The organism is Allochromatium vinosum DSM 180, from assembly GCF_000025485.1.
Classification (GTDB): domain Bacteria; phylum Pseudomonadota; class Gammaproteobacteria; order Chromatiales; family Chromatiaceae; genus Thermochromatium; species Thermochromatium vinosum.
The window spans coordinates 571,507-587,317 of the sequence record NC_013851.1 but is presented as its reverse complement, the minus strand read 5'-3'; the positions used below and the strand labels follow the sequence as shown (position 1 = coordinate 587,317).

Annotated in this window: 14 protein-coding genes; 1 reads left to right on the top strand and 13 read right to left on the bottom strand. The window is 65.3% G+C overall.

The annotated features are described in order from the left end of the window. Nucleotides 1-12: 12 nt before the first annotated feature. The 13 genes from ALVIN_RS02535 to ALVIN_RS02475 form a co-directional block, all read right to left on the bottom strand. Nucleotides 13-1,488: a circularly permuted type 2 ATP-grasp protein gene (locus tag ALVIN_RS02535; protein ID WP_012969741.1), complete on the bottom strand. Its 1,476-nt coding sequence runs from the start codon at nucleotides 1,486-1,488 to the stop codon at nucleotides 13-15. 81 nt (nucleotides 1,489-1,569) lie between these two features. Next, on the bottom strand, nucleotides 1,570-1,983 hold the full coding sequence (rnk, locus tag ALVIN_RS02530) for a nucleoside diphosphate kinase regulator (RefSeq protein WP_012969740.1): 414 nt from the start codon (nucleotides 1,981-1,983) through the stop codon (nucleotides 1,570-1,572). Between the two features lie 177 nt (nucleotides 1,984-2,160). Then, the gene (pnp, locus tag ALVIN_RS02525) at nucleotides 2,161-4,260 is read right to left on the bottom strand and encodes a polyribonucleotide nucleotidyltransferase (protein ID WP_012969739.1); all 2,100 of its coding nucleotides are present in this window, start codon (nucleotides 4,258-4,260) and stop codon (nucleotides 2,161-2,163) included. 195 nt (nucleotides 4,261-4,455) lie between these two features. Next, the gene (rpsO, locus tag ALVIN_RS02520; RefSeq protein ID WP_012969738.1) at nucleotides 4,456-4,725 is read right to left on the bottom strand and encodes a 30S ribosomal protein S15; all 270 of its coding nucleotides are present in this window, start codon (nucleotides 4,723-4,725) and stop codon (nucleotides 4,456-4,458) included. Nucleotides 4,726-4,841: 116 nt separating this feature from the next. Continuing rightward, on the bottom strand, nucleotides 4,842-5,759 hold the full coding sequence (gene truB, locus ALVIN_RS02515; protein ID WP_012969737.1) for a tRNA pseudouridine(55) synthase TruB: 918 nt from the start codon (nucleotides 5,757-5,759) through the stop codon (nucleotides 4,842-4,844). Between the two features lie 4 nt (nucleotides 5,760-5,763). Further along, a complete protein-coding gene (gene rbfA, locus ALVIN_RS02510; protein ID WP_012969736.1) occupies nucleotides 5,764-6,147 on the bottom strand; it encodes a 30S ribosome-binding factor RbfA in 384 nt (127 codons plus the stop codon). Further along, nucleotides 6,144-8,915 carry a translation initiation factor IF-2 gene (gene infB / locus ALVIN_RS02505; protein WP_012969735.1) on the bottom strand — a complete coding sequence of 924 codons (2,772 nt, stop codon included), beginning with the start codon at nucleotides 8,913-8,915 and terminating at the stop codon, nucleotides 6,144-6,146. Before infB ends, rbfA begins: the two co-directional genes overlap by 4 nt. A gap of 18 nt (nucleotides 8,916-8,933) precedes the next feature. Beyond that, nucleotides 8,934-10,433 (bottom strand): transcription termination factor NusA, encoded by a 1,500-nt coding sequence (nusA, locus tag ALVIN_RS02500; RefSeq protein ID WP_012969734.1) that lies wholly within the window; start codon nucleotides 10,431-10,433, stop codon nucleotides 8,934-8,936. A 77-nt stretch (nucleotides 10,434-10,510) separates the two neighbouring features. Then, nucleotides 10,511-10,966 carry a ribosome maturation factor RimP gene (gene rimP, locus ALVIN_RS02495; RefSeq protein ID WP_012969733.1) on the bottom strand — a complete coding sequence of 152 codons (456 nt, stop codon included), beginning with the start codon at nucleotides 10,964-10,966 and terminating at the stop codon, nucleotides 10,511-10,513. 326 nt (nucleotides 10,967-11,292) lie between these two features. Next, the gene (locus tag ALVIN_RS02490; RefSeq protein ID WP_012969732.1) at nucleotides 11,293-12,126 is read right to left on the bottom strand and encodes a hypothetical protein; all 834 of its coding nucleotides are present in this window, start codon (nucleotides 12,124-12,126) and stop codon (nucleotides 11,293-11,295) included. A gap of 90 nt (nucleotides 12,127-12,216) precedes the next feature. Further along, the gene (locus ALVIN_RS02485; RefSeq protein ID WP_012969731.1) at nucleotides 12,217-12,954 is read right to left on the bottom strand and encodes an S-methyl-5'-thioinosine phosphorylase; all 738 of its coding nucleotides are present in this window, start codon (nucleotides 12,952-12,954) and stop codon (nucleotides 12,217-12,219) included. A 62-nt stretch (nucleotides 12,955-13,016) separates the two neighbouring features. Next, on the bottom strand, nucleotides 13,017-13,526 hold the full coding sequence (locus ALVIN_RS02480) for a hypothetical protein (protein WP_012969730.1): 510 nt from the start codon (nucleotides 13,524-13,526) through the stop codon (nucleotides 13,017-13,019). A gap of 10 nt (nucleotides 13,527-13,536) precedes the next feature. Beyond that, complete coding sequence (locus tag ALVIN_RS02475) at nucleotides 13,537-14,307, bottom strand: HesA/MoeB/ThiF family protein (RefSeq protein ID WP_012969729.1); 771 nt, start codon at nucleotides 14,305-14,307, stop codon at nucleotides 13,537-13,539. Nucleotides 14,308-14,399: 92 nt separating this feature from the next. On the opposite strand from ALVIN_RS02475, the gene argH reads away from it, so the two are divergent. Further along, nucleotides 14,400-15,806: an argininosuccinate lyase gene (gene argH, locus ALVIN_RS02470; protein WP_012969728.1), complete on the top strand. Its 1,407-nt coding sequence runs from the start codon at nucleotides 14,400-14,402 to the stop codon at nucleotides 15,804-15,806. The last annotated feature ends 5 nt before the right edge of the window (nucleotides 15,807-15,811 follow it).

The following is a 15,811-nucleotide window of genomic DNA, read 5'->3' as shown; positions in this document are numbered from 1 at the left end:
GCATGGCTCCCGTCAGTCGGCCAGTACCCAGGTGTCCTTGCTGCCACCGCCCTGCGAGGAATTGACCACCAGTGACCCCTTGGTCAGGGCCACGCGGGTCAGACCGCCGGGGATGACCTCGATCTCGTCGCCGCCGTGGAGCACGAAGGGGCGCAGATCCAGGTGGCGCGATTCCAGCTCGCCGTCCAGATAGCAGATGTGGCGCGAGAGCTGGATCACGGGCTGGGCGATATAGCGGCGCGGATCGGCCTGGATACGGCGCGTGAAGTCGTCGCGCTGGCCGGCCGTCGAGGTCGGCCCCATCAGCATCTCGCGCCCGCCCGATTCGGAGACGGCCTTGATCACCATGCGCTCCAGGTTGTCGAGCACATAGTCGCGGTCCTGCGGATCGGTCATCTGATAGGTCGGCACGCTCGGCAGGATCGGCTCCTCGCCCAGATAGTAGCGGATGATGTCGGGCACATAGGCATAGACCGCCTTGTCGTCGGCGATCCCGGTGCCGGGGGCGTTGACTAGGGCGACGTGGCCGGCCCGCCAGGCGCGGATGATCCCCGGCACCCCGAGCAGCGAGTCGGGCCGGAAGACCAGCGGGTCCAGATAATCGTCGTCGATACGCCGGTAGATGACGTCGACCTGACGCAGCCCGAGCGTGGTCTTGAGATAGACCCGATCGTTGCGACAGACCAGATCCCGCCCCTCGGCCAGCTCCACGCCCATCTCGCGGGCGAGGAAGCTGTGCTCGAAATAGGCCGAGTTGAAGATCCCTGGGGTCAGGACCACCACCACGGCATCCGCCGCGCCGCGCGGCGAGAGCTGACGGAGGCGCTGAAGCAGCCGCTCGGGATAGTGCTCGACCGGCCGCACCCGATAGCGCTGGAAGAACTCGGGCAGGATACGGCGCTCGATCAGCCGATTCTCGATCATGTAGGAGACGCCGGACGGGGTGCGCAGATTGTCCTCCAGTACCAGATAGCGCCCGCTCTCGTCGCGGATCAGATCGACCCCGCTGATATGGATGTAGACACCGCCCGGCGGATCGACATCGAGGATGTCGCGACAGAGATCACGGCCGCGATAGATGAGCTCGGGCGGCACCACGCCATCCTTGAGGATGCACTGCTCGTGATAGACGTCGTGGATGAAGCGGTCGAGCGCGCGGATACGCTGCTTGAGACCGGCCTCGATCGGCGTCCACTCCCCGGCCGTCACCAGACGCGGCAGGATATCGAAGGGCCAGACCCGTTCGATCCCCGACTCCTGGTCGGAATACAGGGTGAACGTGACGCCTTCGTTATGGAGCGCCAGATGGGCCTCGCGCGCCTTGAGCGCCAGTCCGCGCTGACCGGCACGCTGGATGTGCTTCCACAGCGGGAGATAGTGCTCGCGCGGCTGGAAATCGTCGCGATAGAACTCGTGATAGGCCGCGGCCGGACGCTCCGCCTGAGCGTCCGACCAGCGGGTGCCACCGGCTTGGAATGATTTCAGCATGGTGTCCCGGCTCCCACGGACATGGCCTGTTGCATCAAGTCACCAAGCAAGAAGCGAACCGCTGCATAGCGGACGATCCGGTCAACGGAAATATTCGCCGGCGCGCTCGGGCTGGTAGGTGACTTCCTCGATCCGAACGCGCAGCACGCCGCCGCCCGGCTTGGGCCATTCGATCTCGTCGCCCGACGACAGACCGAGCAGGGCACTGCCGACCGGGGCCAGGATCGAGATCTTGCCGCCGCTCGCGTCCATGTCCTTGGGATAGACCAGGGTCAGGGTGAAGGCTTCGTTCGTGGACATCACCCGGAAGCGCACGGTCGAGTTCATGCTCACGACATTCGGCGGCATCTCGCGCGGGTCCACGACCTCGGCGCGCGCCAGCTCGGCTTCCAGCTCATCCATGCCCGGAAAGGCGTTGCGGGGCAGGGACTCGATCAGGTTTTCCAACCGCTCGGCATCGAGCGACGAGAGGATGATCTTGGGTTGGCTGCTCATGTTCGCTGTTCGACAGAGTATTCGGAAGCGTGCGGGATCGCGCCCGGTTCCCATCACAACGGATCGGAACAAGGATACCCCACACAAAAACAAACCGCGCATCAAGACCTCGATACGCGGTTCGGATCGTTCGGCGCCGACCCAAGGGGCCGACGCTCGGCGCTGGTGCGGAGGGTCTTATTCGCCCGGTTCGACCGCCTTCATGCTCAGACGGATACGGCCCTGCTTGTCGACTTCCAGCACCTTCACACGCACCACGTCGCCTTCCTTGAGCTTGTCGCTGACCGACTGCACGCGCTCCTCGCAGATCTGCGAGATGTGCACCAGGCCATCGCGTCCGGGCAGGATGGTGACGAAGGCGCCGAAGTCCATCAGGCGCGCGACCTTGCCTTCGTAGACCTTGCCCACCTCGACATCGGCGGTGATCAGACGGATGCGGCGCTTGGCTTCCTCGCCGGCGGCCTTGACCACGGAGAAGATCTTGACCACGCCATCGTCGTTGATGTCGATGGTCGCGCCCGTCTCCTCGGTGATGGCGCGGATGACCGAGCCGCCCTTGCCGATGACGTCGCGGATCTTCTCGGGATGGATCTTGATCTCGATGATGCGCGGGGCATGTTCGGACATCTCGACGCGATGCGAGTCGATGACCTTGTTCATCTCGCCGAGGATGTGCAGACGGCCTTCTTTGGCCTGCGCCAGGGCGATCTCCATGATCTCGCGCGTGATGCCCTCGATCTTGATGTCCATCTGGAGCGCGTTGATGCCGTCGGCGGTACCCGCGACCTTGAAGTCCATGTCGCCCAGGTGGTCTTCGTCACCCATGATGTCGGTGAGGACGGCGAAGCGCTCGCCTTCCTTGATCAGACCCATGGCGACACCGGCGACCGGCGCCTTGATCGGCACGCCCGCGTCCATCAGCGCCAGACTGGTGCCGCAGACGCTGGCCATAGAGCTGGAGCCGTTGGATTCGGTGATCTCGGAGACCACGCGCACCGAATAGGGGAACTCCTCGATGCTCGGCATCACCGCCAGCACGCCGCGCTTGGCCAGACGTCCGTGACCGATCTCGCGCCGCTTGGGGCTGCCGACACGGCCGATCTCGCCGACGCAGAAGGGCGGGAAGTTGTAATGCAGCATGAAGTGCTCACGCCGCTCGCCTTCCAGCGCATCGATGATCTGCGAGTCGCGCTCGGTACCGAGCGTGGTGATGACCATCGCCTGGGTCTCGCCGCGCGTGAACAGCGCCGAGCCGTGGGTGCGCGGCAGCACGCCGGTGCGGATGGTGATCGGACGCACGGTCTTGGTGTCGCGCCCGTCGATGCGCGGCTCGCCGGCCAGGATCGACTCGCGCACTGTGGTCGACTCCAGCGCCTCGATGGCGGCCTTGACCTGGGACTCGGTCCAGGCGGGCGTCTCGCCGGCGCACAGTTGTTCGACGATGGCGGTGCGCGCAGCACCGAGCGCGGTATAACGCGCCTGCTTTTCCTTGATGCGGTAGGCCGCGGCAATCGCGTCGCCGCCGGCCAGACGCACGGCCTCGGTCAGAACCGGGTTGACCGCATGCGGCGTCCAGTCCATCGCCGGCTTGCCCGCTTCGGCGGCCAGCTCGCGGATAGCCTGGATCACGACCTGCATCTGCTCGTGCCCGAACAGCACCGCGCCGAGCATGATCTCTTCCGACAGCCCGCGTGCCTCCGACTCGACCATGAGCACGGCCTTGTCGGTGCCGGCCACCACCAGATCCAGATCCGAATCCGGATTCAGACCGGTCAGCGCCGGATTGAGGATGTATTCACCGTTCTTGTAGCCGACGCGCGCGGCGGCGATCGGGCCGTTGAAGGGCGCGCCGGAGAGCGCGAGCGCGGCCGAGGCACCGATCAGCGCCGGAACCTCGGGATTGACCGCCGGGTTCAGCGACTTGACGGTCGCGATGATCTGCACCTCGTTGCAGAAGCCCTCGACGAACAGCGGGCGGATCGGACGGTCGATCAGACGCGCGGTGAGGATCTCGCCCTCGCTCGGACGGCCCTCGCGCCGAAAAAAGCCGCCGGGGATGCGTCCGGCGGCGTAGGTCTTTTCCTGATACTCGACCGTCAAGGGCAGGAAGTCGCGCTCTGCGCCCGGCCGCTTGTCGACCACGACCGTCACGAGGACCACGGTGTCGTCCATATTGACCAGGACAGCACCATCGGCCTGGCGCGCGATCTCGCCGGTTTCCAGCCTGACGGTCTGATTGCCGAATTGGAACTCTTTAACGATAGGGGTGGGAATCACAGATAAATCCTCGGGGTGTTTGGGCCGCCGGTGCGACGGATCCGGGTGCACTCCAAACCTGCGGCTCGGGCTGGCGCGAACGGGAATGGCAGCGCGGGGGCTGTCGGCTCGCGGCACGTCGTGTTGGACGCACCGAGAGCGGACGAACGAGCGACCGGCAGCCGACCACCCGTTCGCTGGGGCGTGAGGCGGATGTTAGCGACGCAGACCCAGGCGCGCGATCAGATCGCGATAGCGGTCGAGATCCTTGCGCTTGAGATAGTCGAGCAGTTTACGCCGGGAATTGACCATGCGCACCAGACCGCGACGTGAGTGATGATCCTGCTTGTGCTCTTTGAAGTGGTCGGTCAGTTCCAGGATGCGCGCTGTCAGTAGCGCGACCTGAACCTCGGGCGAACCCGTGTCGCGCTCGCCGCGGGCGTATTCGTCGACGACCTTCTTCTTGTCAGCCGCAGTCATTGTCATTGGAAATCTCCTCGAAATGGTTGAAGCACGAAAACAAAAGACCTGTATCGGATGGATCATCCCCAACAATGACTTCAGGGATGGTTCCATTCAGGTCGGACATGGAGACGAATGAATCAAATCAATCGTTTGGGTTGGACTTTTCCGTCGTCGCGGATCTCGCCGACACCCAGGAAGTGCGACGAGGGATCATAGAGCCGGACCAGACCTTCGGTCGGCGCCTGGGGCACCTGCACCGCCTGTCCCTGCCCGAGATAGAAGGCGGTGTCGGCCGAGAGTTTCAGGGCCGGGCAGTGTCCGAGCGCGCTGTCGAGCGGCAGCAGCAGGGCGTCGAGCGCGGCGAAATCCTCGGCCTCGGCCAGCGCGGCGATCTGCTCGCCGGTGACGAAGCTCACGTCCGGCTCGGCATAGGGGCCGACGCCGGTCCGGCGCAGGGCGCTCACATGGGCGCCGCAACCGAGTTCGCGGCCGATGTCCTCGGCCAGGGTGCGGACATAGGTGCCCTTGGAACAGTGCACGTCGAGTTCGATCTCGGGCAGCTCCATCGACAGCAGTTCGAGTGCATGGATCTCGATGCGGCGCGGCTGGCGCTCGACTTCCAGACCCTGACGCGCCAGCTCATAGAGCCGCTGGCCCTGATGCTTGACCGCCGAATACATGGGCGGCAACTGATCGATGGGACCAAGAAAATCGGCTAGCACTTCACGCAGACGGGCTTCGGTCACGCCATCGATCGGCGCGCGCTCCAGCACTTCACCTTCCGCATCGCCCGTGGCCGTGGTCTCGCCCAGACGCACACGCACGCGATAGCGTTTGTCGGCATCCAGCAGAAAGGCCGAGAACTTGGTCGAGTCGCCCAGACAACAGGGCAGCAGCCCGGTCGCCAAGGGGTCCAGACTCCCGGTATGCCCCGCCTTGGCGGCGCGATAATAACGCTTGACCCGTTGCAGGGCCTCGTTCGAGGACAGACCCAGCGGCTTGTCCAACAGCAGGATCCCGGTCACGGGGCGTCCCGAATTACGGCGGCGTCCCATGATCTCAGTGCTCCTCTTCGGTCGCGGGCCGGTCCTTGGCGACGGCCTGCTCGATCAGGTCCGACAGATGCTGGCCCTGAGCGATGGATTCGTCGTAGACGAAGTGCAGTTGCGGCATGGCCCGCAGCCGCACTTCCTGCGCCAGTGCATGACGCAGGAAACCGGCGAGCTGCTTGTTGAGCAGCCGCTCCTGCGCCGGCGTGTCCTCGTCGCTGGGGAAGCAGGTGAAATAGACCTTGGCATGGGCCAGGTCGCGCGTCACCCGCACCTCGTGCACCGTGATGTTGGCCAGACGCGGATCCTTGACCTGATCGCGCACCAGCACCGCCAGCGCGCGTTTCATCTCAGCACCGATACGCTCGGTGCGGTCGAATTCACGTTCGTTCACAGGACGCGGGCCTTCTCGGTGCGCTCGAAGACTTCGATCTGGTCGCCGGGCTGCACGTCGTTGTAGTTCTTGACGCCGATACCGCACTCCATGCCGTGCTTGACCTCGGCCACGTCGTCCTTGAAGCGACGCAGCGATTCGAGCGCGCCCTCGTAGACCACGACGTTGTTGCGCAGCACGCGGATCGGGTTGTTACGCTTGATGACGCCCTCGACCACCATACAGCCGGCCACAGCACCGAACTTGGAGGACCGGAACACGTCGCGCACTTCCGCCAGACCGATGATCTCTTCGGTGACGATCGGACTGAGCAGACCCGAGATCGCCTGCTTCACCTCGTCGATCAGCTCGTAGATGATGCTGTAGTAGCGCAGATCCAGGCCCTTCTCTTCGACCACGCGACGCGCGGCGGCATCGGCACGGACGTTGAAGCCGAGCAGGATGGCGTTCGAGGTGACGGCCAGGTTGGCGTCGGACTCGGTGATCCCGCCCACGCCCGAGGCAACGATCGCGACCTTGACCTCGTCGTTGGTGAGCTTGAGCAGACTCTCGCGCAGCGCTTCCAGGCTGCCCTGCACGTCGGCCTTGAGGATGAGGTTGACCGCCTTCTGCTCGCCGTCCTTGAGCTGGGTGAAGAGCTGATCGAGACTCACGCCGCGCTGCTCGTCGAAGCGGTTCTGACGCGAGCGGGCGGCGCGGAACTCAGCCACCTCGCGGGCACGGCGCTCGTCGCTGACCGTGATGACATCGTCTCCCGCGTTCGGCGTGCCCGACAGACCCAGCACCTGGACCGGGATCGAGGGACCGGCCGATTCGACCGGCGAACCGGACTCGTCGAACATGGCGCGCACGCGGCCGTATTCGCCACCGGAAACGATGATGTCACCGCGCTTGAGCGTACCGGACTGAACCAGCACCGTCGCCACCGGACCGCGTCCCTTGTCGAGACTCGACTCGACGATGGCGCCGCGCGCCGGACCCTCGACCGGAGCCTTGAGTTCGAGCACTTCGGCCTGGAGCAGGATAGCGTCGAGCAGCTCGTCGATACCGAGACCGGCCTTGGCCGAAACCTTGACCATCATGGTGTCGCCGCCCCATTCCTCGGTCAGCACCTCGTACTGGGTCAGCTCCTGCATCACCTTGTCGGGGTTGGCCTCGGGCTTGTCCATCTTGTTGATGGCGACGATCAGCGGCACACCGGCAGCGCGGGCATGGTGGATGGCCTCGACCGTCTGTGGCATGACGCCGTCGTCAGCCGCGACGACCAGGATGACGATGTCCGTCACCTTGGCACCACGCGCACGCATGGCCGAGAAGGCCGCGTGACCGGGGGTGTCGAGGAAGGACACCGTGCCCTTGTCGGTCTCGACGTGATAGGCGCCGATGTGCTGGGTGATGCCGCCGGCCTCGCCGGAGGCGACACGGGTGCGGCGGATGTAGTCGAGCAGCGAGGTCTTGCCGTGGTCGACATGGCCCATGATGGTGACGACGGGCGGGCGCGGCAACGCCTCGAACTGGCCCTCCTGCTCCTGCATCTCGTCGAGCAGGGTGCCCTCGGCATCGCGCTCGTCGGCGACGACGGCCTTGTGGCCCATCTCTTCGACCACCAGGATCGCGGTGTCGCGATCGAGATTCTGGTTGATCGTGACCATCATGCCCTGCTTGAACAGCTCCTTGACGACCACGGACGCCTTGACCGACATGCGATTGGCCAGCTCGGCGACCGTGATGGCCTCGGGGATCTCGACCTCGCGCACGACCGGAGCCGTGGGCTTCTGGAAGGCATGCTTGTCCTGGAGCTGCGGCTTGGAGGACTTCTTGCGCCGACGCGGACCGCGACCACCGCCAGGACCATCGATGTCTTCGTACTCGCCGCGTCCGGCGACCGCGATATCGCGGACACGCACCGGTGCGGTCTCTTTGCGGACGACCTTTTTGGCCGGGCGGTCTTTTTCCTTCTCCTTTTCCTTTTCGACCGGCTCAGCGGCTTTCTTGGCCGCCTTCTTCGGCTTGGCGGCTTCGGCGCGACGCGCGGGCGTCTCGGTCTCGGCTTCGCCGGCTTCGGCCGTCGCCTCGGCGCTGGGTTCCTCGGTCACTCCACGCGCCTGACGCTCGGCGGCCTCACGCTCAGCCTGCTGGCGCGCTTCTTCCTCGGCGCGACGGCGCGCCTCGGCGGCCTGACGGCGCTCTTCCTCCAGGCGCGCTTCTTCCTCGCGGGCGCGGCGCTCCTGTTCTTCCTGCTCGGCGAGACGACGCGCTTCCTGCTCGGCACGCATCGCTTCGAGCGCCGCGCGCCGCCGCGACTCGTCGATCACGGCACTGGTGGCGGCCGCACGCTCGCGTCCGGCGCGGCTGCGATCGTTGGATTGGCGACGCGGCGCGGGCGTGGTGCCGGTGGCCGGCTCGTCGGCGCGCTTGACATAGGTGCGCTTGCGCCGCACCTCGACGCTCACCGTTTTGCCGCCACCGCGCGCGGCCGGTGCCGGGCGTGAATTCGGTGTGTTGCTGCGGGGCGCAGCGGCCTGAGGAACACGCAGTTCACTGACCGACTTGCGCTTGATCGTGACCTGACCCGGACCGCCGTCGGCTTCACCTTCGTCCTTGCCGTGACTGCGGCGCAGATAGGCGAGCAGTTGCACCTTCTCCTGCTCCGTCAGCTTGGAATCCGCATCGCCGGCGCTGATACCGGCGTCCTTCAACTGGGTTAGGAGTCGCTCGACCGGAATGCCGACCGTTGAGGCGAGTTGCTTGACCGTGACTTCACTCATGGACTGACCTTTGTACCTCTATTCCTCTGGGGCATTCGCGAACATTGGCTCGCGCGCCTTCATGATCAAACGGGCGGCCCGCTCTTCGTCCATCCCCTCAATTTCCATGAGGTCATCGACCGCCAGGTCGGCGAGATCGTCCAGGGTCGCGATACCGCGCTCGGCGAGCACTTCGACGAGCGCCTCGTCCATGCCCTCCAGCGCCGACAGACTCATGCCACCCACCTCGTCGACTTCTTCGGTAGCGATGGCGCGCGTGACCAGGACGTCATTGGCGCGCTCGCGCAACAATTCGATGGTCTCGTCATCGAGTTCATCGATGGCGCGCATCTCATCCAGCGGCACATAGGCCACCTCGTCGACGCTCGAAAAACCTTCCTCGACCAGGAGCGTGGCCAGCCCCTCGTCGATGCCCAACTGATCCATGAACACCTGCGCCGAGCGCCGCGCTTCCTGCTCGCTCTTGGCCGCGGCATCCTTCTCGTTCATGACGTTCAGTTCCCAGCCGCTCAACTGGGTGGCGAGCCGCACGTTCTGACCGAAACGGCCGATGGCCTGGGCCAGATTCTCTTCCTTGACGGCGACATCCATGCTGCGCGCCTCCTCGTCGATGACGATGGAGACGACGTCCGCCGGTGACATGGCGTTGATGACGAACTGAGCCGGGTTCTCGTCCCAGAGGATGATGTCGACCCGTTCGCCGTTGAGTTCGTTGGAGACGGCCTGCACGCGCGAGCCGCGCATGCCGACACAGGCGCCGACCGGATCGATGCGCGGGTCGCGTGTGCGTACCGCGATCTTGGCCCGCACGCCCGGATCGCGCGCGGCGCCCAGGATCTCGATCAGACCCTCGCCGACCTCGGGCACCTCGAGCTTGAAGAGTTCGATCAGGAGCTCGGGCGCGGTGCGGCTGACGAAGAGCTGCGGCCCCTTCTGCTCGGAGCGCACGTCGTAGAGATAGCCGCGCAGACGATCGCCCGGGCGCACCGACTCGCGCGGGATGACGTGATCGCGCGGCACGAGCGCCTCGGCGTTGTTGCCCAGGTCGAGCAGGATGGTGCCGCGTTCGGCCTTCTTGACGATTCCGGTGACGAGCTGCCCCTGACGCGAGGCGAAGGCATCGACGATCTTGGCGCGCTCGGCGTCGCGCACTTTCTGTACGATGACCTGCTTGGCGGTCTGAGCGGCGATGCGGCCGAAGAGTTCGGACTCGATCTCCTCTTCCATGAAGTCGCCGATGCTCAGCTCCGGCTCCAGGATGGCGGCCGCCGAGGCGGTGATCTGACGCGCCGGAGCTTCCAGCATGCCGCTCTCAGGATCGGATACGATCTCCCAGCGCCGGAAGGTGCGATAGCTGCCGGTCTTGCGGTCGATGGTCACGCGCACGTCGATCTCGCCGCCATGCTTCTTGCGGGTCGCCGAGGCGAGTGCCGCCTCGATCGCCTCGAAGATCACGCCCTCGGGGACGTCCTTCTCGTTGGAGACGGCTTCAACGACATTCAGGATCTCTTTGCTCATTCCACCAATATCCAGCTTGAAACGCGGCCAGAGTGAAAAACGACAGGCGTCAGCACCGACCCGGAGGTCGGGAGCGCTCAGAATTCGGGGATCAGACGGGCCGAGTCGATGCTCGTCAAGGGGATCTCCCAGTCACGCTCATCGGCGCGCAGCGCGACGCCGCCCGGCACCACCCCCAGGAGGACGCCTTCCAGCTTGCGCCGTCCTTCGATCTTCTCGCTCAGACGAATCCGAACCCGGCTTCCGGCGAAGCGCTCGAAATGCTCGGGGAACACGAGCGGCCGATCCAGGCCGGGCGAGGAGACCTCCAGATCGTACTGATCCGAGATCGGATCCTCGACATCCAGCACGCCGCTCAGCTGATGGCTGACCGCCGTGCAGTCGTCCAGGGTGATGCCGCGCTCGTGATCGATGTAGACCCGCAGCGTCGCCCCACCGCCCTTCTGGAAGTACTCGACGCCAACCAGCTCGTAGCCCAGGGGCTCGACGACACGTCGTGCCAGGAGTGTGAGTTGGCTGTCAGCCGGTTGCATACTGTGCGCCCCGTAGAAACGAAAATTGGGCCATAGGCCCAACTTCTTAACCCTTGCCCAAGCGTCCAGACAGCCGATCGGCGCCGTTTCGCGAGCGATAAAAAAACCCCATAACGGGGTCTATGACGACGATTCAGGATGTGTTCTGGATCCGCCTGTTCCTTAAGAAGTGGGACTATACGCCTGAACCCTGGCGATTTCAAGGCACACGACAAGAAAAGGCGCGCTAGCCAGTATGACCTGGAAACGCGCCCTGCTTCGACAGGCCATCCTGGCCTGATTGCGCACCGGGCGCTCGGGACGAGCGCCACGGCGAAACGGTCGGCTCAGCGCACTGGAGGACCATAGACACCGGGTGCATAGCCCGGCATGTAGCCTGGCGCATAGCCCGGATGGGCGTAGGGAACGCCGTGCATGGGCATGGCTTCACGCATCTGACCCCAATATTGACGCATCCGCTCGTCGGCCTCGCGACGCATGGCCTCGTATTGAGCCATCATCTCGGCACGCTGCTGCTCGCGCTGAGCCATCCATTCGCTTGCCGGCATCCGCGTCATGGGTGCACGCTCACCCGGAGCCGGCATGACGGACGGCGACATCGGTGCAGGCTGGGCCGCAGACGGCGCAGGCATCGAGGGGGCGGCGGCAACCGGGGCCGAAGCCGGTGGCTCGGCGGTCGCTGAAACCGTGGGCGCGACAGGAGCAGGTGCCGGTGCCGGCGCCTCGGCCGGAACGGACGCGGACTCAGCGGGCACCTTCAGGGCCGCCGTGGCATAGGAGACCGGCGGCTGAGGCACGGACTTGGGCGCCTCGGCCGACGGCTCAGGCTTGTCGTTCGCAAGCGAACGCGCGAAGGCAGCCGATTCGGTTTGGGCGACCGGCTTGGCCGCCTCGGTCTTGAGGGCTTCATCCCCCTGGGCCACCTCGACCGGATCGGCAGCGGATTCCTCCTTGTCGGAGAAGCCCGGCAGCGACGACAGCGAGACCGGACTCAGCTTGGCGATCGAGTCGAGCATGGACGAGGCCGTGGTGCCGCCGCCCTCGCGATCGACCGAGCTGAGATAGACGTAACCGAAGCCGATGACCGCCGCCCACAGGATGAGCTTCGGGAACCAGCCGAGACCCGAGCGAGACGAGGATTTTTCTTCCGAGCTAGCCATTCTGTATTACTCCCGCGGAGACGCGAATGTTGTATATCGTTCGATCAGTGCCTGGTTCCCCACCCGTCGAGTCCCGGTCGCGGACACCCATCAGTCCGCAGCTACGGTCTCCAGGACCGTCAGCACCCGCTCGACGCACAGAGCCAGATTCTCCTCGATCTCCTTCATGGTAATGACGTTGCCACTCTTACCGGCGGCCCAATTGACGACGAAAGCCAGACTGGCATAACAGAGGTCGAGCTCACGCGCGAGACCCGCCTCGGGCATGCCCGTCATGCCGACCATGTCGCATCCATCCCGTTCGTGGCGCTGGATCTCGGCGGCCGACTCCAGGCGCGGCCCCTGGGTCGCGGCATAGGTTCCGCGCGGAACCACGGCCTCGCCCACACGTGCGCAGGCCGAGATCAGCACCTGACGCAGCGACTCGCAGTAGGGCTCGGTGAAGTCGATGTGATCGACGCCGCCCGTGATGCCGTCATGAATGGTGTGCTCGCGACCATGGGTGTAGTCGATGATCTGATCGGGCACCGCCAGCACACAGGGACCGAAACTCGGCGTGATTCCGCCGACGGCCGCCAGCCCGATGACGCGATCGGCACCCGAGGCACGCAGCGCCCAGAGATTGGCCCGATAGTTGATGCGATGCGGCGGCAGATGATGCGACGGCCCATGACGCGGCAGGAACAGCACTTCGCGCTCGGCGAGCCGCCCGCGCGTCACCGGAGCCGAGGTCGCGCCATAGGGCGTCTCGACCGGCTTGGATTCGATCTGTGTCAGGGATGGCAGACTCGTGAAACCCGAGCCACCGATGATCGCGAGAAGACCCATGCGCCCACCATAATGATAAAGCCCCGAAGTTTACCGGAGAGCGCGCTCGAAACCAAACCGCATCAAGGGCACGCGTCCGGACGTGGAAACCGCGCCATGACCCAGGCCGGAAGCTTGGCCTGATTGGCATGGTAGAGTGCGTCGGACTCGATCATGACCAGCACCAGCAGCGTGACCATCATCGGCAGGATACCGATGCCGATCACCAGTGCGATGGCGGCTTCCTTGATCATCAAGCCATTGGCGTAACCCAGCCAGCCCAGACCCGCCACGACCAGCAGCAGTCCGAGCATCGCCATGAAGATCCGGCTACGGCGCGCGCACACCTGCCAGTGACACATCACATACCAGGAATCGCGTCGGCGCGACTGGCGCGCGCGCCAGAGCGTATAACCGAGGATACCGAAGGAGACGAGCGGCACGATCATCATGGCCCAGGGAGCACTGCCGAAGATCCCGCCGAGCGCCACCGCCATCAGGATATGGTTGCCGACCAGATTGCTGAGGAACAATTCGTGCGGGATGTTGGCTTGCTTGATCTCGTTCGGGCTGACGTCACAGTGGATGGACACGGTCGGCTCCTCAGGGGGCGGTGGGGGCGCTGATGCCGGCGGATTCGGCACAGACCGGACAGGCAGGGTCGGGACGCAACCGGACCTCGCGCCACTCCATCCGCGACGCGTCGAGCAGGAGCAGGCGCCCGAACAGCGGGACACCGAGTCCGGTCAGGATCTTGATCGCCTCGGCGGCCTGGACGCTGCCGATGATCCCGACCAGCGGCGCCAGCACGCCATTGGCGGTACAGGTTTCGTCGATGGTGCCTTCGTCCGGATAGAGACAGCGATAACAGGGACCGCCCGGCTGACCGCTGAAGGCCGTCACCTGCCCTTCCAGCCGGATGGCTGCGCCCGAGACCAGCGGGACGCACGCCGCCCGGCAGGCAGCGTTGACGGCGAAGCGGGTGGCGAAGTTGTCGCTGCACTCGACGACCAGATCCACGTCGCCGACCAGTTCGGGCAGGGTCTCGGACGTGAGCGGCACTTCAACGGGAATCAGCTCGACGTTCGGCGCGATGGCCTGGAGCGCGCGCCGCGCCGATTCGGTCTTGGCCAGACCGATACGATCCGTGGTATGCAGGATCTGGCGTTGCAGATTGGACAGATCGACGCGGTCGAAATCGGCCAGGAGTAGCCGCCCGACTCCGGCCGCCGCCAGATAGAGCGCCACCGGCGAGCCGAGTCCGCCGAGTCCGACCACGAGCACGCTGGACTCGCGCAGACGCTCCTGGCCTTCGATGCCGAACTGGGGCAGCAGGATCTGGCGGCTGTAGCGCAGCAGGTCGTCGTCGGTCATGGGCATAGGCTCGGTGCGAAACATGGCACGCATGTTAGGACGCAGCCGGCCTCAGTGTAAAATCATTCCCTTTTAAGCCGTTGGACCCCCTCATGTCAGACTCGAACTCCTCCGCCAAACCCTGGGCCGGACGCTTCAATGCTCCGACCGACGCCTTCGTCGAAGCCTTTACCGCTTCGGTCGACTTCGACCGTCGGCTCTATCGCTACGACATCCAGGGCTCGATCGCTCACGCTACCATGCTCGCGCGTCAGGGCATCCTGACCGAAGCCGAGCGCGACGCCATCGTCACTGGGCTGGAGCGGGTGCGCGCGCGCATCGACGCCGGCGAGTTCGCCTGGTCGATCCCGCTCGAAGACGTGCACATGAACGTCGAGTCGGCGCTGACCGCCGACATCGGCGACGCGGGCAAGAAGCTCCACACCGGACGCTCGCGCAACGATCAGGTCGCCACCGACGTGCGTCTGTGGCTGCGCGACGAGATCGACACCATCCGCACCGAGATCGTCCGTCTGCAAACCGCGCTCCTGGATCTGGCCGAGCGCGAGGCCGACACCATTCTGCCCGGCTTCACCCATCTCCAGGTCGCCCAGCCGATCACCTTCGGTCATCACATGCTGGCCTGGTTCGAGATGCTGGAGCGCGATCGCGAACGTCTGGCCGACTGTCGGCGCCGGATGAACGTCCTGCCGCTCGGTGCAGCGGCGCTGGCCGGGACCACCTACCCCATCGACCGCCACTACACGGCCGAGCTGCTCGGCTTCGACCGTCCGGCCGAAAACTCGCTCGACGCCGTCTCGGATCGCGACTTCGCCATCGAATTCACGGCGGACGCCGCCATCCTCATGATGCATCTGTCGCGCTTCTCGGAAGAGTTGATCCTGTGGTCATCGGCCCAGTTCGGCTTCGTCGAACTCTCGGACAGCTTCTGCACCGGCTCCTCGATCATGCCGCAGAAGAAGAACCCCGACGTGCCCGAGCTGGTGCGCGGCAAGAGCGGACGCATCTTCGGTCATCTGATGGGGCTGCTGACACTGATGAAGTCCCAGCCGCTGGCCTACAACAAGGACAACCAGGAAGACAAGGAGCCGCTGTTCGACACCGTCGACAACCTCAAGGGCTCTCTCAAGGTCTATGCCGACATGATGGCGCATGTCACCTGCAACCGCGACCGGATGCGCGCGGCGGCCAAACAGGGCTTCAGCACCGCCACCGATCTGGCCGACTATCTGGTGCGCCGGGGCATCCCCTTCCGCGACGCCCATGAGATCGTCGGCAAGGCGGTCGCGCTCGGCGTGCGTGAGGGGCGCGATCTGGCCGAGCTGACGCTCGCTGAACTGCGCCAGTTCTCGGATGCCATCGGCGAGGACGTCTTCGCTGTGCTGACGCTCGAAGGCTCGGTCGCGGCGCGCGATCATATCGGCGGCACCGCACCGGCCCAGGTACGCGCGGCCATCGCGCGCGGACGCCGGCGGCTGAACGGCGCCGGTGAGTCCTGAGCGCA

Coding starts and splice junctions, on each gene's coding strand:
- ALVIN_RS02535 (WP_012969741.1), bottom strand. CDS start 1,488: ATGCTGAAATCATTCCAAGCCGGTGGCACCCGCTGGTCGGACGCTCAG.
- rnk (WP_012969740.1), bottom strand. CDS start 1,983: ATGAGCAGCCAACCCAAGATCATCCTCTCGTCGCTCGATGCCGAGCGG.
- rpsO (WP_012969738.1), bottom strand. CDS start 4,725: ATGACAATGACTGCGGCTGACAAGAAGAAGGTCGTCGACGAATACGCC.
- truB (WP_012969737.1), bottom strand. CDS start 5,759: ATGGGACGCCGCCGTAATTCGGGACGCCCCGTGACCGGGATCCTGCTG.
- infB (WP_012969735.1), bottom strand. CDS start 8,915: ATGAGTGAAGTCACGGTCAAGCAACTCGCCTCAACGGTCGGCATTCCG.
- nusA (WP_012969734.1), bottom strand. CDS start 10,433: ATGAGCAAAGAGATCCTGAATGTCGTTGAAGCCGTCTCCAACGAGAAG.
- rimP (WP_012969733.1), bottom strand. CDS start 10,966: ATGCAACCGGCTGACAGCCAACTCACACTCCTGGCACGACGTGTCGTC.
- ALVIN_RS02490 (WP_012969732.1), bottom strand. CDS start 12,126: ATGGCTAGCTCGGAAGAAAAATCCTCGTCTCGCTCGGGTCTCGGCTGG.
- ALVIN_RS02485 (WP_012969731.1), bottom strand. CDS start 12,954: ATGGGTCTTCTCGCGATCATCGGTGGCTCGGGTTTCACGAGTCTGCCA.
- ALVIN_RS02475 (WP_012969729.1), bottom strand. CDS start 14,307: ATGACCGACGACGACCTGCTGCGCTACAGCCGCCAGATCCTGCTGCCC.
- argH (WP_012969728.1), top strand. CDS start 14,400: ATGTCAGACTCGAACTCCTCCGCCAAACCCTGGGCCGGACGCTTCAAT.